24 protein-coding genes and 1 pseudogene are annotated in these 26288 nt (G+C 59.9%); 18 read left to right on the top strand and 7 right to left on the bottom strand.

What is annotated here, in order from left to right:
* Positions 1-64 precede the first annotated feature (64 nt).
* Positions 65-283, top strand: a pseudogene (locus FHL16_RS04020) (phosphatase PAP2 family protein); the annotation flags it as partial.
* A 173-nt stretch (positions 284-456) separates the two neighbouring features.
* Here FHL16_RS04020 and FHL16_RS04015 read toward each other — a convergent pair.
* Positions 457-864 carry an RNA-binding S4 domain-containing protein gene (locus FHL16_RS04015; protein ID WP_077747501.1) on the bottom strand — a complete coding sequence of 136 codons (408 nt, stop codon included), beginning with the start codon at positions 862-864 and terminating at the stop codon, positions 457-459.
* A gap of 116 nt (positions 865-980) precedes the next feature.
* Between FHL16_RS04015 and rimA the strand changes: the two genes are divergently transcribed.
* From rimA to rimK, 3 genes are read left to right on the top strand one after another with little or no spacing between them, the layout of a single operon-like run.
* Positions 981-1760 (top strand): S6 modification regulatory phosphodiesterase RimA, encoded by a 780-nt coding sequence (rimA, locus tag FHL16_RS04010; RefSeq protein WP_010464765.1) that lies wholly within the window; start codon positions 981-983, stop codon positions 1758-1760.
* A gap of 17 nt (positions 1761-1777) precedes the next feature.
* Positions 1778-2257 (top strand): retropepsin-like aspartic endopeptidase RimB, encoded by a 480-nt coding sequence (rimB, locus tag FHL16_RS04005; RefSeq protein WP_010464766.1) that lies wholly within the window; start codon positions 1778-1780, stop codon positions 2255-2257.
* Positions 2254-3159: a 30S ribosomal protein S6--L-glutamate ligase gene (rimK, locus tag FHL16_RS04000; protein ID WP_007949201.1), complete on the top strand. Its 906-nt coding sequence runs from the start codon at positions 2254-2256 to the stop codon at positions 3157-3159. The genes rimB and rimK overlap by 4 nt, the downstream gene beginning before the upstream one ends.
* Before the next feature lie 51 nt (positions 3160-3210).
* Here rimK and FHL16_RS03995 read toward each other — a convergent pair whose 3' ends face one another.
* On the bottom strand, positions 3211-4524 hold the full coding sequence (locus tag FHL16_RS03995) for an ATP-binding protein (RefSeq protein ID WP_010464772.1): 1314 nt from the start codon (positions 4522-4524) through the stop codon (positions 3211-3213).
* 101 nt (positions 4525-4625) lie between these two features.
* Complete coding sequence (gene ompR, locus FHL16_RS03990; protein ID WP_010464774.1) at positions 4626-5366, bottom strand: osmolarity response regulator transcription factor OmpR; 741 nt, start codon at positions 5364-5366, stop codon at positions 4626-4628.
* A 360-nt stretch (positions 5367-5726) separates the two neighbouring features.
* On the opposite strand from ompR, the gene FHL16_RS03985 reads away from it, so the two are divergent.
* The 7 genes from FHL16_RS03985 (at position 5727) to tauD (ending at position 14141) form a co-directional block, all read left to right on the top strand.
* Positions 5727-8051, top strand: coding sequence for a Tex family protein (locus FHL16_RS03985; protein WP_077747500.1), 2325 nt, complete (start codon positions 5727-5729; stop codon positions 8049-8051).
* Complete coding sequence (locus tag FHL16_RS03980) at positions 8051-8434, top strand: PaaI family thioesterase (RefSeq protein WP_010464779.1); 384 nt, start codon at positions 8051-8053, stop codon at positions 8432-8434. Before FHL16_RS03985 ends, FHL16_RS03980 begins: the two co-directional genes overlap by 1 nt.
* Positions 8435-8714: 280 nt before the next feature.
* Positions 8715-10298 carry a glutamate--cysteine ligase gene (gene gshA / locus FHL16_RS03970; protein WP_077747499.1) on the top strand — a complete coding sequence of 528 codons (1584 nt, stop codon included), beginning with the start codon at positions 8715-8717 and terminating at the stop codon, positions 10296-10298.
* 242 nt (positions 10299-10540) lie between these two features.
* Entirely contained in the window at positions 10541-11518 is a 978-nt protein-coding gene (tauA, locus tag FHL16_RS03965; protein WP_077747498.1) for a taurine ABC transporter substrate-binding protein, read from the top strand.
* A 16-nt stretch (positions 11519-11534) separates the two neighbouring features.
* The gene (gene tauB, locus FHL16_RS03960) at positions 11535-12329 is read left to right on the top strand and encodes a taurine ABC transporter ATP-binding subunit (protein ID WP_077747497.1); all 795 of its coding nucleotides are present in this window, start codon (positions 11535-11537) and stop codon (positions 12327-12329) included.
* Positions 12326-13159, top strand: coding sequence for a taurine ABC transporter permease TauC (gene tauC, locus FHL16_RS03955; protein WP_077747496.1), 834 nt, complete (start codon positions 12326-12328; stop codon positions 13157-13159). Before tauB ends, tauC begins: the two co-directional genes overlap by 4 nt.
* 139 nt (positions 13160-13298) lie before the next feature.
* Positions 13299-14141 (top strand): taurine dioxygenase, encoded by an 843-nt coding sequence (gene tauD / locus FHL16_RS03950; RefSeq protein ID WP_010464788.1) that lies wholly within the window; start codon positions 13299-13301, stop codon positions 14139-14141.
* 144 nt (positions 14142-14285) lie between these two features.
* On the opposite strand, the gene mgrA is transcribed toward tauD, so the two are convergent.
* Entirely contained in the window at positions 14286-15323 is a 1038-nt protein-coding gene (gene mgrA, locus FHL16_RS03945; protein WP_010464790.1) for an L-glyceraldehyde 3-phosphate reductase, read from the bottom strand.
* A gap of 163 nt (positions 15324-15486) precedes the next feature.
* The gene (locus FHL16_RS03940) at positions 15487-16377 is read right to left on the bottom strand and encodes a LysR family transcriptional regulator (protein ID WP_077747495.1); all 891 of its coding nucleotides are present in this window, start codon (positions 16375-16377) and stop codon (positions 15487-15489) included.
* A gap of 124 nt (positions 16378-16501) precedes the next feature.
* Here FHL16_RS03940 and FHL16_RS03935 point away from each other — a divergent pair, with 124 nt between their 5' ends.
* Both FHL16_RS03935 and FHL16_RS03930 read left to right on the top strand, forming a co-directional pair.
* Complete coding sequence (locus FHL16_RS03935; RefSeq protein ID WP_077747494.1) at positions 16502-17242, top strand: SDR family oxidoreductase; 741 nt, start codon at positions 16502-16504, stop codon at positions 17240-17242.
* A 135-nt stretch (positions 17243-17377) separates the two neighbouring features.
* Positions 17378-17638: a hypothetical protein gene (locus tag FHL16_RS03930; RefSeq protein ID WP_010464795.1), complete on the top strand. Its 261-nt coding sequence runs from the start codon at positions 17378-17380 to the stop codon at positions 17636-17638.
* An 18-nt stretch (positions 17639-17656) separates the two neighbouring features.
* On the opposite strand, the gene betT is transcribed toward FHL16_RS03930, so the two are convergent.
* Together betT and epsC are read right to left on the bottom strand one after the other, a co-directional pair.
* Positions 17657-19612 (bottom strand): choline transporter BetT, encoded by a 1956-nt coding sequence (betT, locus tag FHL16_RS03925; protein ID WP_169857611.1) that lies wholly within the window; start codon positions 19610-19612, stop codon positions 17657-17659.
* Positions 19613-20039: 427 nt separating this feature from the next.
* Positions 20040-20966, bottom strand: a complete 927-nt coding sequence (gene epsC, locus FHL16_RS03920) for a serine O-acetyltransferase EpsC (protein WP_010464798.1) — start codon at positions 20964-20966, stop codon at positions 20040-20042.
* A 190-nt stretch (positions 20967-21156) separates the two neighbouring features.
* Here epsC and FHL16_RS03915 point away from each other — a divergent pair, with 190 nt between their 5' ends.
* From FHL16_RS03915 to FHL16_RS03895, 5 genes are all read left to right on the top strand, one after another.
* The gene (locus tag FHL16_RS03915; RefSeq protein ID WP_010464800.1) at positions 21157-22155 is read left to right on the top strand and encodes a D-cysteine desulfhydrase; all 999 of its coding nucleotides are present in this window, start codon (positions 21157-21159) and stop codon (positions 22153-22155) included.
* Positions 22156-22506: 351 nt separating this feature from the next.
* Complete coding sequence (tcyJ, locus tag FHL16_RS03910) at positions 22507-23307, top strand: cystine ABC transporter substrate-binding protein (protein WP_010464802.1); 801 nt, start codon at positions 22507-22509, stop codon at positions 23305-23307.
* The gene (gene tcyL / locus FHL16_RS03905; RefSeq protein WP_010464804.1) at positions 23307-23972 is read left to right on the top strand and encodes a cystine ABC transporter permease; all 666 of its coding nucleotides are present in this window, start codon (positions 23307-23309) and stop codon (positions 23970-23972) included. The genes tcyJ and tcyL overlap by 1 nt, the downstream gene beginning before the upstream one ends.
* Before the next feature lie 4 nt (positions 23973-23976).
* Positions 23977-24732 (top strand): L-cystine ABC transporter ATP-binding protein TcyN, encoded by a 756-nt coding sequence (gene tcyN, locus FHL16_RS03900; RefSeq protein ID WP_010464805.1) that lies wholly within the window; start codon positions 23977-23979, stop codon positions 24730-24732.
* A gap of 491 nt (positions 24733-25223) precedes the next feature.
* The gene (locus FHL16_RS03895; protein WP_077747493.1) at positions 25224-25988 is read left to right on the top strand and encodes a hypothetical protein; all 765 of its coding nucleotides are present in this window, start codon (positions 25224-25226) and stop codon (positions 25986-25988) included.
* Positions 25989-26288 lie beyond the last annotated feature (300 nt).

Here is a 26288-nt window from a genome sequence, read left to right as displayed (position 1 = left end):
TCGTGAAAATTGCGCCTTTGCAGCACCGCTTTGGTGCGCGACGTTCAGCCATGGGAGGCATTTTATGAACAATCCGGGTTTGTTCCAAGCAAGGTGGAACCTGCGCCGGTTGGCTCTGTGCAATTTCGTGCCTCTGGCGCTGCTGGCCTTTTGGTTATGGCCTACGGGTCAGATGCTGTGTGTGATTTTCGACGAGTGGCTGTTTCATCTGCTGAATGCGCCGCTGGCCAGCAACCCGATATGGCTACGCATCTGGGCGATTGCAAGTCTGCGCCCATTCGATGTGGGGAGTTTCGCGGATGAGTGTGGTGCTTAGGGCCTGATTTTGTGGTGCTGCCGGCGAGTGCTGCGCACTCGATCGCGAGCAGGCTCACTCCCACAAAGTTCTGCGCTATACCTGTGGGAGCGTGACTTGCCCGCGAAGACTTCAGCCCAGACGACACGGAAGCATCTACCTCACTCGTCGTTACTGCTCCCACGAAACTTGAACAAATCCCGCCGCTGTTTCTTGCTTGGCTTGCCATCGGTGCTCATGCCCAACGCGCCCGCCTTGCGCATGGCCGCAGCCGCTTCGCGCTTGGCGATGCTGGCATCGGTTTCCGCATACAACGTCTGAGCCTCTGGCGCGCCACGGCGCACAATCGATAGCGCCTGAACCACCACCGTGCGTTCCTCGAACCCCACACGAATCTGAAACTCGTCGCCCACCCTCGGCTCCTTGCCCGGTTTGCAGCGCTCACCCCGGCAATGCACCTTGCCGCTTTCAATTGCCGCCTTCGCCAAGGCACGTGTTTTATAAAAACGCGCGGCCCACAACCACTTATCGAGACGGACCTTGTCGTCCTCTTCGTTTTTTTGTGCCACTGGAATTCCTCTTTCAGCCCATAGTCGGAACTGTACTACCGTTTCTGTCGGGCGCAAGAACTCGGCCCCCCAGATAGACTGTGATCTTGGCCGGCGTTCCGGCATGGAGTGATCGAGTGACTATATTCCCGTCTTCATTGACCTCGCCGCAGGGCGGTTGCCAGGGCTGCCAGCAAAGCGAGCCGCTGGGCTTCGATTTTTCTTTTGCCTACCAACCGATCGTCGATCTGCGCGACCGATCAGTTTTTGCTCACGAAGCGTTGGTGCGTGGCATTGCCGGGGAAGGCGCACTGTCGGTGCTCGACCAGGTCACCGAGGAAAATCGCTACCGCTTCGACCAGCTCTGCCGGACCCGCGCCATTGCAGGAGCGGCCAATCTAAACATGCAGACACACTTGTCCATCAACTTCATGCCCAACGCCGTGTACCGCCCGGAGCTATGCATCCGCACCACTCTGGAAGCCGCGAAAACACACAACTTCCCCATCAACCGGCTGATTTTCGAAACCCTGGAAAGCGAGCACGTAGATAACTATCGCCATTTGACTAATATTCTGCGTGAATACCGCGAATTCGGCTTCAAGACCGCCATCGACGATTTCGGCGCGGGCTACTCGGGGCTCAATCTGCTGGCTGATTTCCAACCGGACCTGATCAAACTCGACATGGCACTGATCCGCGATGTCGATCGCGACCGTGTTCGTCAGGCGATCGTCCGAGGGGTTGTCACAATGTGTGCGGAGTTGAACGTTACAGTCATCGCCGAAGGCATCGAAAGCGCCGGAGAACGGGATTTCCTGGCGGACTGTGGAATATTTCTGATGCAGGGTTACTGGTTCGCCAAGCCTGCATTCAAAGCGTTGGCCCAGGTAGCACCTGAGGCCTGGACGCGTTAATCGCCGGTTTTTTCCTATTGAAGACATTTGACCATTTGACCGTTATCGGTCTGCGCGAGTGGGTGGCGCTCCCGGATCTGGGAGTCGCGGGCCTGCGCGCAAAAATCGACACCGGCGCCAGCACCTCAAGCCTGCATGCCACCGACATCGAGCCGTTCGAGCGCGACGGTGAAAGCTGGGTGCGCTTCACCGCGCACCTGGGCACGGTGGTGCAGTTGCGCCATCGACGCTGCGAGGCGCCACTGGTGACGCGCAAAACCATCAAAAGCTCCAACGGTCACGCTCAGATGCGTTACGTGGTCAGCACCACACTGGCCCTGGGTGATCGGGTATGGCGGGTCGAATTCACCCTCGCCTGCCGCAAGTCCATGCGTTATCGCCTGCTCCTCGGCTCCAAAGCCCTGATCGACGGCCAACTGGTGGTCAATCCGGGCATCAAATATGTACAAGACAAGCCGGTGTTCCCGGTATCTACCTCTTCCACAGGTGTTGCATGAAGATCGCTGTGCTGTCGCGGAACCCGCGTCTGTATTCCACTCGTCGTCTGGTCGAAGCCGGTACCGAGCGTGGACATGAAATGGTGGTGATCGACACCCTGCGCGCCTATATGAACATTGCCAGCCACAAACCGCAGATCCATTACCGCGGCAAGCCGCTGGAAGGTTTCGACGCGGTGATCCCGCGGATCGGTGCGTCTGTGACGTTTTATGGCTGCGCGGTGTTGCGTCAGTTCGAAATGATGGGGGTTTTCCCGCTCAATGAATCGGTGGCCATCGCCCGTTCGCGGGACAAACTGCGGTCACTGCAATTGCTCTCGCGCCGCGGCATCGGCTTGCCCGTCACCGGGTTTGCGCACTCCCCGGATGACATTCCCGACCTGATCGACATGGTCAACGGCGCACCGCTGGTGATCAAGGTGCTGGAAGGTACGCAAGGCATCGGCGTGGTGTTGTGTGAAACGGCGACGGCGGCAGAGTCGGTGATTGAGGCCTTCATGGGCCTGAAGCAGAACATCATGGTTCAGGAATACATCAAGGAAGCCGGGGGCGCGGACATTCGCTGCTTCGTGGTGGGCGACAAGGTGATCGCGGCGATGAAGCGCCAGGCCAAGCCTGGGGAGTTCCGCTCCAACCTGCATCGCGGTGGCAGTGCCAGCCTGATCAAGATCACCCCGGAAGAACGCATGACCGCGTTGCGGGCGGCCAAGGTCATGGGGCTGGCGGTGGCGGGCGTGGATATCCTGCGTTCCAATCACGGGCCGCTGGTGATGGAAGTGAACTCGTCGCCAGGGCTGGAAGGGATCGAGACCACCACCGGGAAGAATGTGGCGGGGATCATCATCGAGCATCTTGAGAAGAATGGCGGGCCGAATATGACGCGCACCAAAGGCAAGGGCTGACCCACCGAGCATTCCCACGCTCTGCGTGGGAATGCTTGGAGTAGTCAGCTGTTAAACCGCATCCCGCGGCAACATAAGCCCAAGCGGCAACCGCACCCGAGCTTCAAGCCCGCCACCCGGCCGATTGCGCAACTCGACATTCCCGCCATGCATCGAAGCGATCCGCTTCACGATGGCCAGTCCAAGTCCTGTCCCCTTCCCGCCCCTGGCACGATCACCCCGGGTGAACGGGTTGAAGATCGCCTCCAGTTCCGACGGATCAATCCCTGCCCCACGGTCCATGACGCTCAGCACCACATACGGCGCGCTGGTATCACCGGAGACATAAGCCGCCACCTCAACCCCGCTGCCAGCATGGTGCAACGCGTTGCCGATCAAATTGTTCAGCAGCCGCTTCATCGACACCCGACGCAAGGGAAACGCCTGGATCGGTTCCAGGCGCAGACGCACTTTTTCTTCGTTCTGGTTATACGGCGCAGCGACTTCACGAACCAGGTCAATCAGGTCCACTTCTTCAACAGACTCGTCACGACCATCGCGGATAAACGCGAGGAACTGGTCGAGGATCGCGTCCATGTCTTCGATGTCACGCACCATCGCGTCGGTGAGGTCGTTGTGGTCGCCCATCAATTCCAGGGACAAGCGCAAACGGGTCAGCGGTGTACGCAGGTCGTGTGACACCCCGGCCAGCATCAGCTCGCGCTCGCGACCGGCCTGCTCGACGTCTTCAGCCATCTGGTTGAAGGCGCGATACACCTCGGTCATCTCGCTCGGCGTGTCACTGATCGGCAGGCGCACGCTGCGCCCCTGGCCGAGTTGCCGTGCGGCATACACCAGACGTTTCAAGGGTTGATTGAGCTGGCTGACGAAGATCCACGCCGAGGCGGTGGACAGCAAGCCGATAGCAAGGAACCAGCCGAGCACGTTCCAGATTTTCTGGCCGCGCAACGGATGCGGATACAGCGGCACCTTCAGCCAGCCATCGCCCAGGCTAGGTGCCCGAACCCACAGGGCCGGCGGTGAGTGCATGCGTAATCGCACTTCGGTGTCGGCACCCAACTCAGCCTGCATCTGCCGCTGATAGATCTCGCTGTAAGGCCAATGTTGCTCGCCTTCCGGCACACCCGCGCCCACGACCCTGATCAGGGTGGCAGCATCAGCGATTTTCTCTCGGTTCTTTTCATCAGCGGCCCAATAAGCGCGCAGCGTCAGGGCGACACCGTGGCTGTATTGGCGGTCCACCAGCACGTCTTCGTTCATCAACAGATAAACCAGGGTCAGTGCCTTGGAAAACAGGACGACGATCAGCACCAGCCACAGGGTGCGGGAGAAGAAACTCTGGGGGAACCAAACGGGGGTTTTCATGAATAACCGCTACACACTTGCAGGAGCGAGCGATGCTCGCATATTGCGGATCGCGAGTCTGCGGACGATTGTCCGCAAGACCCGCTCCTACAAATCGCCGATCACTTGGTGGCGGCGCCATCCGGAACGAACACGTAGCCCACGCCCCAGACCGTCTGGATGTAACGCGGTTTGGATGGGTCAGGCTCGATCATCCGGCGCAGACGGGAAATCTGCACGTCGATGGAACGCTCCAGCGCATCCCATTCACGGCCACGAGCCAGGTTCATCAGCTTGTCGCGAGTCAGTGGCTGACGCGCGTTCATGACCAAGGCCTTGAGCACCGCGAATTCACCGGTGGTCAGCATGTGCACTTCGTCACCGCGCTTGAGTTCGCGGGTGGCCAGGGACAGTTCGTAGTCACCGAAGGTCACGCTTTCGTCTTCGCTGCCCGGTGCGCCCGGCACAGGTGTCGACTGACGGCGCAGGACCGCTTTGACACGGGCCATCAGCTCATCCGGGTTGAAGGGCTTGGCCAGGTAATCGTCGGCGCCCAGTTCCAGGCCCTTGATGCGGCTCAGCTCATCGCCCTTGGCAGTCAGCATGATGATCGGGATCTGATTGTTCGCCGTGCGCAGCCGGCGGCAGGCGGTCAGACCGTCTTCGCCGGGCAGCATCAGGTCGAGGACGACCAGGTTGAACACTTCACGCGCCAGCAGGCGATCCATTTGTTCGGTGTTCGGCACGGCGCGGGCGCGGTAGCCCTTGCTGACGAAAAAGCGTTCCAGCAGGCTGCTCAGCCCTGGATCGTCGTCAACAATAAGAATTTTTTCGCCTTCAGCATTGTTTGCAGTGCTGCTCATTGGATGCTCCTTTGATCTCGGCGCGCATTATGGCGTAGCTGCCGTTATACGCACCGTGTGCATTGTTAGCAGATTTTTCCTTCACTGCCAGAAATCCGGCCCTCGCGCTAATGCCTGCGATGCCCCTGAATGATAGAACGCTGGTTATAATGCGCGGCCTTTTGTGTCAGGCAACGTCTGATCACGGCTACAGGTGGCCGCTTTTTATTTTCATGGCGCCGGCAGTCATTGTTCGATTTCACGGGTCAACGGGATACCTGTTGATCCAGGTAGCGGCGCACGCCAGGCCGCTCAACCAGACTCGCCGAGCCTTTATCCCTGCGCCTGCGAGCCTGCTTTCACAATTTGTCAGGTGGTTTTATGGACAGCATCAACAGCCGCATCGCCGAGGAACTCGGTGTACGCCCACAACAGGTCGAAGCGGCCGTCGCGCTACTCGATGAAGGCTCTACCGTTCCCTTCATCGCCCGTTACCGGAAAGAAGTGACCGGCAGCCTCGATGACATCCAGTTGCGTCATCTGGAAGAGCGTCTGCGCTACCTGCGAGAACTCGACGAACGGCGTATCAGCATCCTTGCCAGCATCCAGGAGCAAGGCAAGCTGACCCCGCAACTCGAACGCGACATCAAACTCGCCGACACCAAGACCCGCCTGGAAGACTTGTACTTGCCGTACAAGCAGAAGCGCCGCACCAAGGGCCAGATCGCCCTGGAAGCCGGCCTCGGCGAGCTGGCCGACGGCCTGTTCAACGACCCGACCCTGACGCCAGACGCCGAAGCCGCACGCTTCGTCGACGCCGAAAAAGGCGTGGCCGATGTGAAGGCGGCCCTCGAAGGCGCCAAATACATCCTGATGGAACGCTTTGCCGAAGACGCCGGCCTCCTGGACAAGCTGCGCAGTTACCTCAAGCAGGAAGCGACCCTCAGTGCCCGCGTCATCGCCGGCAAGGAAGAGGAAGGCGCCAAGTTCCGCGATTACTTCGAACACGACGAACCGCTGAAAAGCATGCCGTCGCACCGCGCGCTGGCGATTTTCCGTGGCCGCAACGAAGGCATCCTGAGTTCGGCGCTGAAAGTCGGCGACGAGCTGCCGGGCACCATGCACCCGTGCGAAGGCATGATCGGCCAGCAATTCGGCATCCAGAACCAGAACCGCGCCGCCGACAAATGGCTGGGCGAAGTGGTGCGCTGGACCTGGAAGGTCAAGCTCTACACCCACCTCGAAACCGATTTGCTCGGCGAGTTGCGCGATGGCGCGGAAACCGAAGCGATCAACGTATTCGCCCACAACCTGCACGACTTGCTGCTGTCGGCCCCGGCCGGCCCGCGTGCCACCCTGGGCCTCGACCCGGGCCTGCGCACCGGTTGCAAGGTCGCCGTGGTCGATTCCACCGGCAAGCTGCTGGATCACGCCACGGTCTACCCGCACGTGCCACACAACAAGTGGGACCAGACCATCGCGATTCTGGCGGCCCTGTGCGCCAAGCATGCCGTGGACCTGATCGCCATCGGCAACGGCACCGCCAGCCGTGAAACCGACAAGCTCGCCGCTGAGCTGATCAAAAAATACCCAGCGATGAAGATGACCAAGGTCATGGTCTCCGAGGCCGGTGCATCGGTTTACTCGGCGTCGGAACTGGCTTCCAAGGAATTCCCGGACCTCGACGTGTCGATCCGTGGCGCCGTGTCGATTGCCCGCCGCTTGCAGGATCCGCTGGCCGAACTGGTGAAGATCGATCCGAAATCCATCGGCGTCGGCCAGTACCAGCACGACGTGTCGCAGCTGAAACTGGCGCGTGGCCTGGATGCCGTGGTCGAGGACTGCGTGAACGCCGTGGGCGTGGACGTCAACACCGCCTCCGTGGCGCTGCTCGCCCGCATCTCCGGCCTCAACGCGACCCTGGCGCAGAACATCGTCAGCCACCGCGACGAGCACGGCGCGTTCAAAACCCGTGCGGCGTTGAAGAAAGTCGCTCGTCTGGGCGAGAAAACCTTCGAACAGGCGGCCGGTTTCCTGCGCGTCATGAACGGCGACAATCCGCTGGATTCGTCGGCGGTTCACCCGGAAGCCTATCCACTGGTGCAGCGCATTGCCGCTGAGACCGACCGTGACATTCGCTCGTTGATCGGCGACGCGAGCTTCCTCAAGCGTCTCGACCCGAAGAAGTACACCGACGAAACCTTTGGTCTGCCAACGGTCACCGACATTCTGCAAGAGCTGGAAAAACCGGGCCGTGACCCGCGTCCGGAGTTCAAGACCGCCGAGTTCCAGGAAGGCGTCGAAGACCTCAAGGATCTGCAATTGGGCATGATCCTCGAAGGCGTCGTCACCAACGTGACCAACTTCGGCGCGTTCGTCGACATCGGCGTGCATCAGGACGGTTTGGTGCACATCTCTGCGCTTTCGGAGAAGTTCATCAAGGATCCGCGCGAAGCGGTAAAGGCCGGAGACGTGGTGAAAGTGAAGGTCATGGAAGTCGATATCCCGCGTAAACGCGTGGGTCTGTCGATGCGCATGAGCGACACCCCGGGCGAGAAAATCGACGGCGCTCGTGGTGCGCGTCCGGGGTCGGCGCCACGCCAGTCCCAGAACAACGCACCGCGTAAGGAAACCACGGTGGCGGCCCCGGCCAACAACGCCATGGCGTCGTTGTTTGCCAACGCCAAGCAGTTGAAGAAACGCTGATGGAGATCCCTGCCGGGCTGACCGAAAGCGCTTTTTTCAAGCTGCTGGGATGTCGCTTGCACAGTCTGGAAGCCGGGGTGGCGCAAGTCGCCCTGGGGCTTGCGCCAGAGCTGCGCAATCGCGGCGGCAAGCTGCATGGCGGGGCCTTGTTCAGTCTGGTGGACATTGCCATGGGGCTGGCCTGTTCCAGCACCCACGGCTTTGACCAGCAGAGCGCGACCATCGAGTGCAAGATCAACTACATTCGCGCCGTTTCCGACGGTGAAGTGATGTGCACGGCGCGGGTGATTCACCCGGGCCGGCGCACGCTAGTGGTCGAAGCCGACGTGATGCAAGGCGACAAACTCGTCGCAAAAGCACAAGGCACGTTCGCTGTCCTGTAGCTAGAAGTCATCGATTTGAGTTAATTTCGGCGCTGTGACTGCAGCGCCGAAGTTTCCTGTGGGAGCGAGCCTGTTCGCGAAGGCGATGTATCAGACAACATCAATGTTGACTGACACGCCCTCTTCGCGAGCAGGCTCGCTCCCACAGGGAATTCCTTGGCTGCTGTCAGCAGCCGTGTACGGTCCAAAAACCAGGCGAAAACGCCAGTTTCAACTTCACCCTTGTAGACCGTCTTGCCCACCCCCATATTGGGGCGACTGACGCGTGAAGGAATCCAACTTGAGCGAACTTCTCAACCGCCGCCTGGCTCTGCTTGGCGAGCGCGCTAACCTCTCTCTGCTCGAACAGTGCCTTCACGGCATCGAACGTGAATGCCTGCGCGTGACCGGCGAAGGTCGCCTGGCGCAAACGCCGCACCCGGAAGCATTGGGTTCCGCGCTGACCAATGAACAAATCACCACCGACTATTCCGAGTCGCTGCTGGAATTCATTACCCCGGCCCTGCCAGACCCGGCCGATACGCTGGCGAGCCTGGACAAGATTCACCGTTTTGCCTACAGCAAGCTCGGCAACGAGTTTCTGTGGAGTCCATCGATGCCGTGCCCGTTGCCGGCCGAGGAAGACATCCCGATCGCCTATTACGGCACGTCCAACATCGGTCAGCTCAAGTACGTCTACCGCAAGGGCCTGGCCCTGCGTTACGGCAAGACCATGCAGTGCATCGCCGGGATTCACTACAACTTTTCCCTGCCGGAAAAGCTCTGGCCACTGCTTAAAGAGGCTGAAGGCTTTGTCGGCACCGACCGCGACTATCAGTCGTCAGCCTACATTGCGCTGATCCGCAACTTCCGCCGCTACAGCTGGCTGCTGATGTACCTGTTCGGCGCCTCCCCTGCGCTGGACGCCGGTTTCCTGCGCGGTCGTTCGCACCAGTTGGAGCAACTGGACCCGGACACCTTGTACCTGCCATACGCCACCAGCCTGCGCATGAGTGACCTGGGTTACCAGAGCAACGCCCAGGCCGGCTTGACGCCGTGCTACAACGATCTGGCCAGCTACACCGACAGCCTGCGCAAAGCGGTCGCCACGCCGTATGCACCGTATGTCGAAATCGGTACGCATCAGGACGGTGAGTGGGTTCAGCTCAACACCAACATCCTGCAGATCGAAAACGAGTACTACTCCAACATCCGCCCGAAGCGCGTGACCTACACCGGCGAACGGCCGATCCAGGCGCTGGTGGCCCGCGGCATTCAGTACGTCGAAGTGCGTTGCCTGGACATCAATCCGTTCCTGCCGATGGGCATCGATTTGCCAGAGTCGCGCTTCCTCGACGCGTTCCTGCTGTATTGCGCGCTGAACGACAGCCCGCTGCTGACCAATACTTCGTGCGGCAACGCGACCTCGAACTTCCTCAGCGTGGTCAAGGAAGGTCGTCGTCCGGGCCTGCAACTGCAGCGTGACGGTCAACCGGTCGACCTGAAGGAATGGGCCGGCGAATTGTTGGAAAAAATAGCTCCGCTCGCGGCGCTGCTTGATCAAAGCCATGGCGGCGATGCCCACAGCAAGGCGTTGGACGTGCAGATGGAGAAGGTCAAGGATTCGTCGCGCACACCTTCAGCACAAGTGCTGGCGGCCATGGCTGAACACAAGGAGAGCTTTGCCCAGTTCTCCCTGCGCCAGAGCCAGGCGCATGCGGAGTTTTTCCGCAGCGAGCCGTTGAATAGAGAAGATCAGGCGAAGTTTGAAGAACGCGCACGCTCCTCGCTGGCTGAGCAGGTGGCGCTGGAGCAGAACGAAGTCGGCGATTTCGATGTGTTTGTCGGGTCGTATCAGGCGAGCATTCTGGCGATCAGCAACTAACATCAGAAGGTCCTTCAGACCTTTTCGCGGGCAAGCCTCGCTCCTACAGTTTTGTGTCGGTCCCCATTTGTGACTCGACCCCGAATCTGTAGGAGCGAGGCTTGCCCGCGATGGCCGCACTGCGGTCTCCCTTAGAATTTTCCGCTCATAAGCTCATTCGAAAAAGTTATTTATTTTCGGATTCTTAGATCATTTAGTCTCCTTTCACGCCGACTCTCGGTCGCCTGACAAGGAGCTTCTCAATGAAACTGAATTTCTCTCTTCGCCTCTTGGCGGCCGCGTCGCTGGCTGCTGCGAGTTTGTTTGCCCAGGCGGCTGACGTGACCGTCGCCTACCAGACCACGGTTGACCCGGCAAAGGTCGCCCAGGCCGACGGCGCTTACGAAAAAGCCACCAACGCCAAGATCGACTGGCGCAAATTCGACAACGGCGCCGACATCATCGCCGCCATCGCTTCCGGCGACGTGCAGATCGGCTACCTCGGTTCCAGCCCCCTGACGGCGGCCATCACCCGCAAAGTCCCGGTAGAAACCTTCCTCATTGCCACCCAGATCGGCGCGGCTGAAGCCCTGGTCGCCCGCGAAGGCTCCGGGATCAAGACTCCGCAAGACCTGATCGGCAAAAAAATCGCCGTGCCGTTCGTTTCCACCGGCCACTACAGCCTGCTGGCGGCGCTCAAGCACTGGAACATCGATCCGTCGAAGGTCACCGTGCTCAACCTCGCTCCGCCCGCCATCATCGCTGCGTGGAAACGCGGTGATATCGACGCCACTTACGTGTGGGACCCAGCCCTCGGTGTCGCCAAGGAAAACGGCAAAGTGCTGATTACCTCCGGCGAACTGGCCAAGTTCGGCGCTCCGACTTTCGATGCCTGGATCGTGCGTAAGGACTTCGCCGAGAAGCACCCGGAAATCGTCACTGCGTTCGCCAAAGTGACCCTCGACGCCTACGCCGATTACCGCAAAGACCCGAAAGCCTGGCTGGCCAATCAAAGCAACGTGGACAAGCTTGTCAAACTGTCGGGCGCCAAGGCCAGCGACATTCCGTTGTTGCTGCAAGGCAACGTCTTCCCGCTGGCGGCTGACCAAGTGATCACCCTCGGCGCACCGACCACCAAGGCCATTACCGACACCGCCGCCTTCCTCAAGGAACAAGGCAAGGTCGAGGCCGTGCTGCCGGACTACGCCCCTTACGTCAGCGCCAAGTACATCACCAACTGATCGGGAGTTAACTGCGATGGCTTTGCTACAGCTGGAGCGCATCAGCGCACAGTACCCCGGCGCCGCCGAACCGGTACTGGCGGATATTTCCCTGAGCCTGGGCCCCCAGCAGTTGCTGGTGGCCCTCGGCCCGTCCGGCAGTGGCAAGACCTCGCTGTTGAACCTGATTGCCGGTTTCGTCGAACCCAGCGCCGGGCGCATCACCCTTGACGGCGTGCCGGTCAAAGGCCCGGGCGCCGAACGCGGCGTGGTGTTCCAGGACGACGCCCTGCTGCCTTGGCAGGACGTGTTGGCCAACGTCGGTTTCGGCTTGGAACTGGCCGGCATTGCGCGGGAAAAACGTGAACTGCGCGCTCAGGAAATGCTCGCACTGGTGGACCTTTCCGGCTTCGAAAGTCGCCGCATCTGGCAGCTCTCGGGTGGCCAGAAGCAACGTGTCGGCCTGGCCCGTGCGCTGGCCGCCGACCCGCGCGTTTTGCTGATGGACGAACCCTTCGGCGCCCTCGACGCCTTCACCCGCGAACAGATGCAGGAGCTGCTGCTGCAAGTCTGGCAGCGCACCGCCAAACCGGTTTTCCTGATTACCCACGACATCGAAGAAGCGGTGTTCCTCGCCACGGACCTGATTCTGCTGGCGCCTGATCCGGGACAAATCGTCGAGCGCCTGAGCCTGGATTTCGGTCAGCGGTATGCGGCCGGTGAGTCCGCTCGCTCGATCAAGTCCGACCCGCGCTTCATCGAAACTCGCGAACACGTACTCGCCAAAGTGTTCTCCCAACGCAGCACCGCCCAGCGGCAGGAGCGCGCATGAGCAGCTATCAAATTCCCGCCGTCGCGGTTAAACCGGGTTCCACGGACATCCCGGCACGTCGCAGCCTCAGCACTCGGTGGATCAGCGTGCTGACGCTGGTGGCGCTGGTTGTCATTTGGTGGGCCGTCACCGCCACAGGGATGATCGAACCGCTGTTCCTGCCACCACCGTCCGCCGTGCTGCAAAAGGGCTGGCTGCTGGTGACCAGCGGCTACATGGATTCAACGTTGTGGCAGCACTTGGGGGCCAGTCTCAGCCGTATCGGTCTGGGCCTTGGTTTCGCGGTGCTGACCGCCGTGCCCATCGGCATCGCCATCGGCCATAACCGCATCGCCCGCGGCGTGCTCGATCCGTTGATCGAGTTCTACCGGCCGATTCCACCGCTGGCTTACCTGCCGCTGATCGTGATCTGGTGCGGCATCGGTGAGCTGTCGAAAGTCTTGCTGATCTACCTGGCGATTTTCGCCCCGATTGCCATTGCCACTGCAACTGGCGTGCGCACGGTTGACCCGGCCAAACTGCGCGCCGCGCAGTCGCTGGGTGCGACCCGGGCGCAGTTGATTCGCCATGTGATTCTGCCGAGCGCCTTGCCGGATATTTTGACTGGCGTGCGCATCGGCCTCGGTGTGGGTTGGTCGACGCTGGTTGCCGCCGAATTGATCGCCGCCACCAGCGGTTTGGGTTTTATGGTGCAGTCGGCCGCGCAATTCCTGGTCACCGATGTGGTGGTGCTGGGGATTCTGGTGATTGCCCTGATCGCGTTTGCCATGGAAATGGGCCTGCGCGCCCTGCAACGCAAACTGGTGCCGTGGCACGGCCAGGCCCACTGAGTTTTTTGGGATCTTAATGTGGGAGCGAGCCTGCTCGCGATGGCGGTGCATCAGCCACCACCCTGTCGCCTGACTCTCCGCTATCGCGAGCAGGCTCACTCCTACAAAAGCTTGGCACCCCGGATTGAAGAGAATCACCATGAGCAACCTGACCATCGTCCCCCTCAGCTCGGCCCTCGGCGCCCAAATCAGCGGCATCGACGTCAGCCAGCCACTGAACCTGGAACAGCGCGACGCCATCGAGCAAGCGCTGCTCAAGCATCAAGTGCTGTTCTTCCGCGACCAGCCGATCACACCGCAACAGCAGGCGAGATTCGCTGCGAATTTCGGCGACCTGCACATCCATCCGATCTACCCGAACGTGCCGGAACAGCCCGAAGTGCTGATCCTCGACACCGCCGTCACCGACGTGCGCGACAACGCGATCTGGCACACCGACGTGACCTTCCTGCCGACCCCGGCCATGGGCGCGGTGCTGAGTGCCAAGCTGTTGCCGGAGTTTGGCGGCGACACGTTGTGGGCCAGTGGCATCGCGGCGTATGAAGCGTTGTCCGCGCCGATGAAAAGCTTGCTCGAAGGCCTGACGGCCACACACGATTTCACCCGCTCGTTCCCGCTGGAGCGATATGGCAACACGCCGCAAGCGTTGGCCCAGTGGGAAGAAGCACGCCGCAAAAATCCACCGCTGTCGCACCCGGTGATCCGCACACACCCGGTGAGCGGGCGCCGGGCGTTGTTCGTCAATGAAGGCTTCACGTCGAAGATCAATGAGCTGTCGGACACCGAGAGTGAAGCGATTTTGAAGCTGTTGTTTGCTCATGCGACGCGGCCGGAGTTCACCATTCGCTGGCGTTGGCAAAAAGATGACGTGGCGTTCTGGGATAACCGCGTGACACAGCATTACGCCGTGGATGATTACCGACCGGCGCGGCGGGTGATGCAGCGGGCGACGGTGTTGGGGGATGTGCCTTTCTTTCGGTGAGTCCTGAGTTCTTTACTGCCTGTTCTGGCCCCATCGCGAGCAGGCTCGCTCCCACAGGGTCTGTGCCTGACACAAATCCACTGTGGGAGCGAGCCTGCTCGCGAAGAGGCAGGAACAGGCGCAGCAAGACCCCGTGCCGAACACTTATTCAGCCGTCGAAGGCTTCTCCCAAAGATTGATCCCGCCTTCCTGGGCAAACCGGTCAATTTCCGCCAGTTCTTCCGCGCTGAAACTCAAATTCTTCAACGCTGCGACGTTCTCGATAATCTGCTCCGGCCGGCTCGCACCGATCAGTGCCGAGGTCACGCGCGGATCGCGCAGCGTCCATGCCAACGCCAGTTGCGCCAGGCTCTGACCGCGACGCTTGGCGATTTCGTTGAGCCCGCGCACGTGGGCGATGTTGGCTTCGGACAGATGAGATTCCTGCAAAGAACCACCGCCCGGGCGATTGACCCGCGCATCCTTCGGAATGCCATTGAGGTACTTGTCGGTCAACAAGCCCTGCGCCAACGGCGTGAACGCAATCACGCCAGTGCCGAGTTCGTCGGTGACGTCCAGCAGATCCTTTTCAACCCAGCGATTGAGCAGGTTGTAGGCTGGTTGGTGAATCAGCAACGGTACTTTCCACTCTTTCAGCAGCGCCGCCATCTCACGGGTTTTCACCCCGGAATAGGACGAGATGCCAATGTATAGCGCCTTGCCCTGCTGCACGGCGGTGGCCAACGCACTGGCGGTTTCTTCCAGCGGCGTGTCCGGGTCGAAGCGATGGGAATAGAAGATGTCCACGTAGTCCAGGCCCAGGCGTTGCAGGCTCTGGTCGAGGCTGGCCAGCACGTATTTACGCGAACCGCCGCCCTGGCCATAAGGGCCGGGCCACATGTCCCAACCGGCCTTGCTCGAAATAATCAACTCGTCGCGGTACTGCTTGAAGTCTTCACGCAGCAAACGACCGAAGTTGATCTCGGCGCTGCCATACGGCGGGCCATAGTTGTTGGCCAGGTCGAAGTGGTTGATGCCCAGGTCGAAGGCGGTGCGCAACAGCGAGCGCTGAGTGTCGATCGGCGTGCTGTCACCGAAGTTGTGCCACAGCCCCAGGGACAGCGCCGGCAGCACCAGACCGCTGCGGCCTACGCGGCGGTAAGGGATAGAGTCGTAGCGGTTTTCGGCAGCGGTGTAAGTCATCGAATCCTCTCTTGTCTGTCTTGAAGTTGGTATCGACTGCTTCGCAAGTTGCCCAGCATACGCCCAGACAAACGCCGATAAACCTCGGACTCGCGAAAAAGCTGAAACGTTTCACAGATGATCGTTCCGACGCGGAGCGTGGGAACGATCAAGAACAGCAAGGTCAAACAGCGCCCGTAAACAGCTCCCCCAACCAATCCACAAACACCCGAACCCGTGGCGACATGTGTCGGTTGTGGGGGTACAGCACCGAAACCGGCATTGACGGTGGCGGCGTGTCGATGAGGACTTCTTGCACCAGGCCTTGGGAAATCTGCGCCTCCATACGGTAATGCGGACACTGGATCAGGCCGAGCCCGGCAATTGCCGACGCCGCGTAGATTTCCGCGCCGAACACTGAAACCGCGCCTTCGATAGCGACTTCTTTCAGCTCGCCATCGACCATGAATTCGAAGGGGAACAACTTGGCGGTGGTGCGCGAGACGTAGTTCACCGCGCGATGGTGTTTCAGGTCTTCAAGGCTTTTCGGTTCACCGTATTGACGCAGGTAGGCGGGGCTGGCGCAGGTGATCTGGCGCAGGCTGGCGATACGTTTTCCGATCAGCGCCGAATCACTCAAGGTGCCGGCGCGCAGCACGCAGTCGACGCCTTCAGCGATCAGGTCGACAAAACGGTCGGCTTCGCTGATGGACAACTCGATGTCCGGGTAACGCTCCATGAATTGTGGCAATGCCGGGATCACAAAATGCCTGGCCAGGGTGCCATGCAAGTCAACGCGCAAGCGGCCTTTGGGTGCGCAACCGCGAAACGCCAGTTCGGCTTCTTCCAGTTCCGCCAGCAAGTGCACACAACGCTGATAGTAGGCCTCGCCGTCCAGCGTCGGACGCACCCTGCGGGTGCTGCGTTCCAACAAGCGCGTACCGAGCCACGCTTCAAACTGATTCAGCGTATGGGTCAGCGTCGCCCGCGGCAGATTCAGGTCCTCGGCGGCCAGCGTGAAGCTGCTGCGCTCGTAGATCCGCACGAAAACCTTCATTGCTTTGACTTGATCCACGCTCGGCTCCTGCTCCTCAATTGTTGGCGATTATTGAACAGTCAAGGCAACTTTCGTGCATTTATCGACTTCGGTAAACATGTGAATCTGGCTTCACCCCAACAAACACCTTCAAAGGTTCACCATGACTACTCAAACTTCGAAAGTTGCCCTCGTGACCGGCGCCTCCCGTGGCATCGGTGCCGTGATCGCCAGACAACTGGCCAGCGAAGGGTTCGCCGTCGCCATCAACTACGCCAGCAGCGCCATCGAAGCCTCAAAACGGGTGGTGGAGTTGCGTCAGGCCGGCCATCAAGCCATAGCGATCAAGGCCGATGTGGCCAATGCCGACGACGTACGCCGGATGTTCGACGAGACAGAAACGCAACTGGGCAAGGTCGATGTGTTGATCAACAACGCCGGCATTCTCAAAGTGATGGCGCTGGCGCAACACTCCGACGAACTGTTCGACCAGACCTTCAACATCCACGCGCGCGGCACCTTCAACACCTTGCGCGAAGCGGCCACCCGTTTGAATGACGGCGGGAGGATCGTCAATTTCTCCAGCAGCACCGTTGGCATGAACCTGCCAGGCTACGCGGTGTACATCGCCAGCAAAGCGGCCGTGGAATCCCTGACCCAGGTATTCGCCAAAGAAATGCGCGGGCGCAACATCACCGTCAACGCAGTCGCCCCCGGGCCGGTAGCGACCGAATTGTTTTTGCACGGCAAGAGCGAAGAGCAGATCCAGACCTTCGCCAAGATGCCTCCGCTGGAGCGTCTCGGTCAGCCGGAGGACATTGCTCGTGTGGTGTCGTTTCTGGTCGGGCCGGATTCGGCTTGGGTCAATGGGCAGATTCTGCGGGTGAATGGTGGATTGGTTTAAGCTGGTTTGCAGGCAGCCCAGACGCCTTCGCGGGCAAGCCTCGCGCCTACAGGGGTTGCGCGCAATCTGTAGGCGCGAGGCTTGCCCGCGAAGGCGGTCTTGAGGGCAGCACACATCGAAAGGATGGAATGCATCATGCACACCACGATCATCATCACCTTCGGCCTGATCCTGCTGGCGCTGATGCTGTTCATCGGCGAGAAAATCGGCTTCAGCCGCGAGACCCTGGCCTACAGTTTTGTGGTCCTGTGGCTGGCCCTGACACTGATCAACGGCGCGGTCGGCATGGTCAATGCCGGCCAGCCGTTGAGCACGGAACTGGTCGTTGGCAGCGCCGTGTTCGGTGTACCGGTGGCGGCGCTGGTGCTGTTCATGGTGTTGACCACCGAAACGTGAACAGCACCGCCACTACGTTCAACGCACCAAGTGCAAGAACTGCAAATGCCGTTCGTACTGATCAAGGATGTCGTTGATGATCTGCTCCTTGGTGTAACCCACCAGATCGTAGTCCTGGCTACCCTCGCTCAAATGCACTTCGGCCCGGTAATAACGGCGGTTGTTGAGTTCCTTGGAACCCATGCCACCACGGGCAAACGATGGCGTGAAGTAGCCACGCATCTGCACCTGATAGATAAACGGATGCTCTTCGCCGTGTCCGATTTCCAGGCTGACGTTGTCGTTGGCCGGGTCGGGCTGAGTGACCACGTTCAATCCTTTCTCGACGAACACGGCGCTCACTTCTTCGATCGCTGGGCGCACCGTGGTGTCGAGGAAACGATAGACCTCATCGCGAGACGGGAAATGCACGGCCTGGGTCAAACGCTGACGCCAACCGCCCCTCCGCGAGCCGGACACCGGCGCCAGGGAATGCAGCTGCGCGATCTGCTTCTGCGACTCCAGATAGAACGCCTTGTGCAGCCCCCACATCATCAGCAGCAAGATCATCGAGAACGGCAACGACGTCAGCACCACCGCTGACTTCAGCGCATCGATGCTGCCGGAGAACAGCAACGCACTGGTCACCAGCGCGGTCATCGCGCCCCAGAACACCCGCAGCCATTTCGGCCCGTCTTCATCCGGGTTGCCGCCCTTGGCGGAGAGCGTCGACAGCACCACGGTGCCGGAGTCGGCCGAGGTGACGAAGAACACGAAGCTGATGAACACCGTCACCGCGATGACGGTTTTGCTCCACGGGTAGGTTTCCAGCAGCAGGTAGAGGGTCATCGACGGATTGTCGACGGCCGACATGCCGAGTGCGGTCATGCCGTGGTTCAGGACCTGGTCGATGGCGCTGTTGCCGAAGATCGACATCCACGCCAGGGTGAAACCGAGCGGAATCAGCAACACGCCGAAGACGAATTCGCGAATGGTACGGCCACGGGAGATCCGGGCGATGAACAGGCCCACGAACGGCGACCACGCAATCCACCAGGCCCAATAGAACACGGTCCAGCCGCCCAGCCAGTCGCTGGGTTTGTCGTAGGCGTACAGGTCGAAACTCTTCATCGGCAACGCGCCGAGGTAGTCGCCGATGTTCTGGATCAGGGTGTTGAGCAAATGCTGCGTAGGACCGGCGAACAACACGAACAGCAACAGCGCACAGGCCAGCAGCATGTTGATGTCGGACATCACCCGCACGCCTTTATCGACGCCGGACACCGCAACGATGATCGCCGCGCCCATCATCAACGTGATCAGGCCGACCTGAATCCACTGGGTGTGAGCGATGCCGAACAGGTAGTCCAGGCCCGAGTTGAGGTGCAACACGCCAAAGCCCATGTCGGCGCCGAGGCCGAACACCGTGGCGATGATGCCGAAGCCGTCCACGGCGTAACCGATCGGGCCGTTGATGCGCTTGCCAATCAGCGGATAGAGCGCCGAACGCAAGGCCAGCGGCAGGTTGTGGCGGTAGGCGAAGTAGGCCAGCGCCATGCCGACAAAGGCGAACACGCCCCAGCCGTGCAGGCCCCAGTGCAGAAACAGAATCTGCATCGCCTGACGCGCCGCATCCGCCGTGCCGGCCTCGCCTTGCGGTGGTTGGGCCAGGTGAGTGAGCGGTTCGGACACGCAAAAGAAGAACAGCGTGATGCTGATCCCGGCGGCGAACAGCATGCCGGCCCAGGACAGGTAACTGAATTCGGGCTCGTCGTGGTCGGCACCGAGCTTGATCTTGCCGTAGCCAGACAAGGCGGTGACCACCACGAAGACCAGATACAGCGTCATCGCGAGCATGTAATACCAGCCGACCGTATTGGCCGCCCAGTTTTGCGCTTCCAGCAGCCAGGCGCCGGCCTGTTCAGGCATGGCAATGACGACGATGCCGAACAGCAGAATGAAGGTCGCCGCGAAATAAAACACCGGCGGATTCATGCGGACCTGGCCGCTTGGAGGGACGGACGATGCACTCATGAAAGGTGCACCTCAAGGGGGTGAAACTGGGCAATCAATAACGGACTCGGCAAGGCAAGCCTCCTGTTGTGAACGGGCAGCAAACCGGCGGTTTAACTTGAATGAGCGTTCAAGTTAAACATGAATAGGGTGCTTAGGACTAATCGCAGGGCTCGGCGGTACGTTCTGTACGCTAGCTCAAGGATGGGTATGACGTGGGATTGGGGGGATTCGTTCAGCGGGAAATTAGCTAAATGCCATGATTACCGTTCGCCTTGAAATCCATTCGCGAGCAGGCTCGCTCCCACAGGGAGATGTGTCGTTCAAAAATCTGTGGTCCAACACCTATCCACTGTGGGAGCGAGCCTGCTCGCGATGAGGCCGGTGCAGTCAGCAGAAATTTCGAAGCTTACTTCTGCGTCCCGTCATCATGCTGCAAATTCGCCTGCGTCAGGTTGCACCCCGGCGGTACGCTACGGGTCAGCCAGACGTTGCCGCCAATGGTCGAGCCCTTGCCAATGGTGATCCGCCCCAGAATCGTCGCGCCGGCATAGATCACCACATCATCCTCAACGATCGGATGCCGCGGATGGCCCTTTTGCAACTGGCCGTCCTCATCCGACGGGAAGCGCTTGGCGCCCAACGTCACGGCTTGATAAATCCGCACGCGTTCACCAATGATCGCCGTCTCGCCGATCACGACACCCGTCCCGTGATCAATAAAGAAGCTGCGACCGATCTGCGCCCCAGGATGGATGTCGATACCGGTGGCCGAATGGGCGATTTCTGCGCTGATCCGCGCCAGCAGCGGCAGCCCCGAGCGGTACAAATGGTGCGCCAGGCGATGGTGGATTACCGCCAGAATCCCGGGATAGCACAACAGCACTTCATCGACGCTACGAGCTGCCGGGTCACCGTGATAGGCCGCCAGCACATCGGTGTCCAGCAAGCTGCGCAGCCCCGGCAACGCGAGGGCGAAATCCTGAATGATCGCAATAGTCTTGGCCTCCACTTCGGTGTCAGCTTCGGCGCTGTGACGAGCGGCGTAACGCAGTTCGAGTCGTGCCTGCGCCAGCAACGCGTTCAACGCGACGTCCAGCGTGTGCCCGACGTAGAAGTCTTCACTCTCCTCACGCAAATCCACCGGTCCCAGACGCATCGGAAACAAGGCACCGCACAGCGCTTCCAGTATCTCCGCCATGGCGGCCCGGGAAGGCAATTCGCGACCGCCCTGCTCGCCGCTGACTCGGCCGTTTTGTGCGCGCCACTGGTCCCGCGCAGTACGCAGTTGACTGACGATGGTCTGCAATTGCCAATGGCTGGAACGCTCGCTCACGGTAAAAACTCCTCACGGGCGGCCGGAGTGTCTGGCCGCGTTGTCGGCGATTACTTTACGGCAAGGTCTGGAGGCCGAATTAAGAACCAATTGTGCTGTGTTCAGTTCTTTTGGCTATAAGCGATTGACGGTTGCCCATGCATATAGCCGTGCCTATAGTCCTGACATCTTCCTTGGCCAGTACGGACCCATGATCAAACAACAGCTTGCCCGCTTTAACCGCCTCGACCTCCTCGGCCACCCTACCGCGCTTGAAAAACTCGAACGGCTGTCGACCTGGCTCGGCCGTGATCTGTACGTCAAACGCGATGACCTGACACCGCTGGCCATGGGCGGCAACAAGCTGCGCAAACTCGAATACCTGGCGGCCGATGCCTTGGCCCAGGGCGCCGACACGTTGATCACCGCGGGTGCGCTTCAGTCCAACCACGTGCGCCAGACTGCCGCCATTGCGGCCAAGCTTGGTCTGGGCTGCGTCGCGCTGCTGGAAAATCCATTGGGCACCGACGACGCCAACTACCTGGGCAACGGCAATCGGCTGCTGCTCGACCTGTTCGATGCCAAGGTCGAGCTGGTGGAAAACCTCGACAATGCCGACGAGCAACTGCAAGCCTTGGCCGACCGTTTACGCAATAACGGCAAGAAACCGTATCTGGTGCCAATTGGTGGCTCCAATGCGCTGGGCGCTTTGGGTTATGTGCGCGCAGGGCTGGAACTGGCCGCACAGATCAAGGACACCGGCCTGCAATTCGCCGCCGTGGTCCTGGCCTCGGGCAGTGCCGGGACCCACAGTGGTCTGGCGCTGGCACTGAGTGAAGTACTGCCGGATTTGCCAGTGATTGGTGTCACGGTATCCCGTAGCGATGAAGATCAGCGCCCGAAAGTCCAGGGCCTGGCCGAGCGCACTGCCGAGTTGCTGGGTGTGAGCCTGCCGGCGGGTTTCAAGATCGAACTGTGGGACGAATATTTTGGCCCGCGGTATGGCGAGCCGAATGCCGGGACGCTGGCGGCGGTGAAGCTGGTGGCGAGTCAGGAAGGGTTGCTGCTGGACCCGGTTTACACCGGTAAAGCCATGGCCGGGTTGCTGGATGGCATCGGTCGTCAACGGTTCAACGATGGCCCGATCATTTTCCTGCATACCGGCGGGGCACCAGCGTTGTTTGCCTACAAGGACTCGCTGACCAGTTGAAGTACTCCTGTGGCGAGGGCGCTTGCTCCCGCTGGGGTGCGCAGCGCCCCCAAGACCTGTCCCCCACGGTTTCTCAGTTGACCGCGGAGACTGATTTTGCGACTGCTGCGCAGCCGGGCGGGAGCAAGCTCCCTTGCCACAGGGAATCGCGTGTATCTCATATGAAATAAAAGAATAACAAACACTATATTTATTATTTTCCTATCTAAAAGCGCCATCATATAGTCACGCCGCAGGCGAATTTGCAGCGAGACGCATACGCTGCTTTAGGGCAGGATATTGCAGTCGTCCAAATCCCGATTTTGCCAACATTCCTAAAAGCGTCTTCATAAGAAAACACAGGGGCTTGTCATGAATTTTTCCGCACTACGTCGAAATCTGCTGGTCGGTTCGCTGGGCCTGGCGCTGAGCGCCGGTCTGCTGGGGCAAGCGGTTGCCGGTGAGCAGCTGCAAAAAATCAAGGACGCGGGCGTGATCAACGTCGGCCTGGAAGGCACTTACCCACCGTTCAGCTTCGTTGACGCCGACGGCAAACTGGCCGGTTTCGAAGTCGAGTTCTCCGAAGCCCTGGCCAAAGAACTGGGCGTGAAGGTCAAACTGCAACCGACCAAATGGGACGGCATCCTCGCGGCGCTGGAATCCAAACGTCTGGACGCAGTGATCAACCAGGTGACCATCTCCGAAGAGCGCAAGAAGAAGTATGACTTCTCCGAGCCGTACACCGTTTCCGGGATTCAGGCGCTGGTGCTGACCAAGAAGGCCGCGGAGCTGAATATCAAGTCTGCCGCCGATCTGGCCGGCAAGAAAGTCGGCGTAGGCCTGGGCACCAACTACGAGCAGTGGCTCAAAGACAATCAGCCAAAAGCCATCATCAAGACCTATGACGATGATCCGACCAAGTTCCAGGACCTGCGCGTCGGCCGCATCGACGCCATTCTGATCGACCGTCTGGCCGCGCTGGAATACGCCAAGAAAGCCAAGGACACCACCGCCGCCGGCGAAGCGTTCTCCCGTCAGGAAGCCGGTATTGCCCTGCGCAAAGGCGAGCCTGAGTTGCTGGCTGCGGTGAACAAAGCCATCGACAAGCTGCGTGCCGACGGTACGCTGAAAAAGCTTTCGGAAAAATACTTCAGCGCTGACGTCACTCAATAATGGAAGAAGCTTTTCAACTCGCACTGGACTCCCTGCCTTTCCTGCTCAAGGGGGCCTACTACACGGTCATCTTGAGCCTGGGCGGGATGTTCTTCGGCCTCATGCTGGGCTTCGGCCTGGCACTGATGCGCCTGTCGCGCTTCAAGCTGGTCAGCTGGATCGCCCGCATCTACGTGTCGTTCTTTCGCGGCACGCCGTTGCTGGTGCAACTGTTCGTGATCTATTACGGCTTGCCGCAATTGGGCATGGAACTCGATCCGCTGCCGGCGGCCCTGATCGGCTTCTCGCTGAACATGGCCGCTTACGCCTGTGAAATCCTGCGTTCCGCGATCAGCTCCATCGAGCGCGGTCAGTGGGAAGCTGCCGCCAGCATCGGCATGACCCGTGCGCAAACCCTTCGCCGGGCCATCATCCCGCAAGCGATGCGCACCGCATTACCGCCGCTGGGCAACAGCTTCATTTCGCTGGTCAAGGACACCGCGCTGGCCGCCACCATCCAAGTGCCGGAACTGTTCCGCCAGGCGCAGCTGATCACAGCACGCACCTTCGAAGTGTTCACCATGTACCTTGCCGCCGCGCTGATCTACTGGATTCTGGCCACGGTGCTCTCGCACCTGCAGAACAAGTTGGAAGAGCGGGTCAATCGGCACGACCAGGAGTCCTGACCCAATGATTGTCGTGGAAAAACTGACAAAGCAGTTCAAGGGTCAAGTGGTGCTCAACGGCATCGATCTGGAAGTGAAGGAAGGTGAGGTCGTCGCGATCATCGGGCCTAGCGGCTCGGGTAAAACCACCTTCCTGCGATGCCTGAATTTTCTGGAAGAACCCACCAGCGGCCGGATCAAGGTCGGCGACATCGAGATCGATGGCAGCCGCCCGTTGAACCAGCAGCAGAACCTGGTGCGGCGCTTGCGTCAGCACGTCGGATTCGTGTTCCAGAACTTCAACCTGTTCCCCCATCGCACCGCCCTGGAAAACGTCATCGAAGGCCCGATCATCGTGAAGAAGATCCCGCACGCCGACGCCGTTGCCCTGGGTAAAAAGCTGTTGGCCAGGGTTGGCCTGGCGGGCAAGGAAGACGCTTACCCGCGACGCCTTTCCGGTGGTCAGCAGCAGCGTGTGGCGATTGCCCGTGCACTGGCGATGGAGCCGGAAGTGATCCTGTTTGATGAACCCACCTCAGCGCTTGATCCAGAGCTGGTGGGTGAAGTGCTGGCGACCATCCGCAGCCTGGCTGAAGAGAAGCGCACCATGGTGATCGTTACCCACGAAATGGGCTTTGCCCGGGACGTGGCCAACCGTGTGGTGTTTTTCGACAAGGGTGTGATCGTCGAGCAAGGCGAAGCCAAGGCGTTGTTTGCCAACCCGAAAGAAGAACGGACGAAGCAGTTTCTCAGCAAGTTCCTGAATAACACCAACCCTTAATATCGCTTCACCATTTGTCAACTTCCATGGATGGAAGTGGCAACTTACCCCGCCACCCACATCGCTCGATTCTCTCTTCTCGTTCATTCGAACAATAGATCAATTTTTACAACTGCATGCGGTACATATATATGTTCTGCAACAGATTCAACGCGCCTAAAATCCGCCAGATCCAGTGCCATCAATGAGCACACCGTCGCCGCCACCCACGCCCGAAAATCAATAAATACGCGGCGAAATTCGACAGAGCGGTGCGGCATATTAACTTCAAGGCGTAGGATTTTTCTGAATAGCACTGAATACCCTACTTAACTAGTCAGTTCTATTGACACCTATTCAGGCGCACTCTTATCTAGTCCCCAGCAGGCGTCAACCATCGTTAAAAACCATTATTGAAACTTGCAAATAGTGAACAACTTTGTTGCTCGGTAATACACGCCTTTTGATTTTTTCAGAAACGGACTTCGCTGCAAGGCGTCAAGGAGAAACCCATGACAAGCACCTCGAATAAATCCGGACTTGCGGCCCCTACCCTGGCGCAATCCCACAAGACTGGCATCAATGTCACTTCGGCGGCCCATCTGCTGATCGATGTGGCGCCCTACCCCGGCATGGACGAAGGCGACCTGATCGAACTGTTCTGGGACAACTGCTACGTCGCCTCCCGCGTCCTCATGGCCGACGATGTCGGCGAAGTCGTCAGTCTGCGTGTGCCGCAAAGCTTCATTGCCAATGGCTCCTCCTGCATTCACTACCGCGTCATGCAAGTCGGACAGGGGCCGGCGCTGTCGCTCGCCACACGGGTACAGATCAAGCTCGATTGCCCGGGCGGTCAGCCACTCACGCTGTGCGGCCACGAAAACGAGCACCTGGCGCCAGTGGGCATCCCCGAAACCATTCGCCGTCAGGGGGTCAATCCGAACCAGATCAAGCGGGGCGTGCCGTTGACCATCGAGCCTTACCTGAACATGGCCGTCGACGATGAAATCACCCTGCGCTGGGGTGATGTGCGCATGGACCTGCCGCAGCTCAAGGCCGACGAGGTGGGCCAGCCGGTTCAGGTCTGGGTGCCGCCGGCGATCATTCTCGAAGCCGGCGAAGACCTTCGGCTGGAGGTGACTTACTGCATCCTCGATCGCGTGGGCAACAACTCCGGCTGGGCACCACCGCGCTGGCTCAAGATCGGTTGCAACAATCCCTATCTGAAAGTGCCGTTCAAAGAGCAATTGAAAGCCGCCGAAACGCGCAATAAGTAAAAACACCGCCGTCCCTGTAGGAGCGAGGCTTGCCCGCGAAGGCGGTGTGTCAGCCAACATCAAAGGTCCCCGACACTTCGCCTTTGCGGGCAAGCCTCGCTCCTACAGGGGAAGCAACACCCTTCTATGCATATTCCCAAAAGTTAGTTTATTAATTTTTTATACGCGTTTAGGGTATATGCACCGGACCACCGGACATTCTTGATTTTCGTTCGCCGCAACCCTCGCGGCGACTCCATGAGATGTGAGGTAGGTATGGTCCGGAACACAATCACCCCAGTGCAGATCGCCAGGGCATTG

This window comes from Pseudomonas sp. FSL W5-0299 (assembly GCF_005930655.1).
GTDB lineage: Bacteria > Pseudomonadota > Gammaproteobacteria > Pseudomonadales > Pseudomonadaceae > Aquipseudomonas > Aquipseudomonas mandelii.
This window is presented reverse-complemented; position numbering and strand designations above follow the sequence as displayed.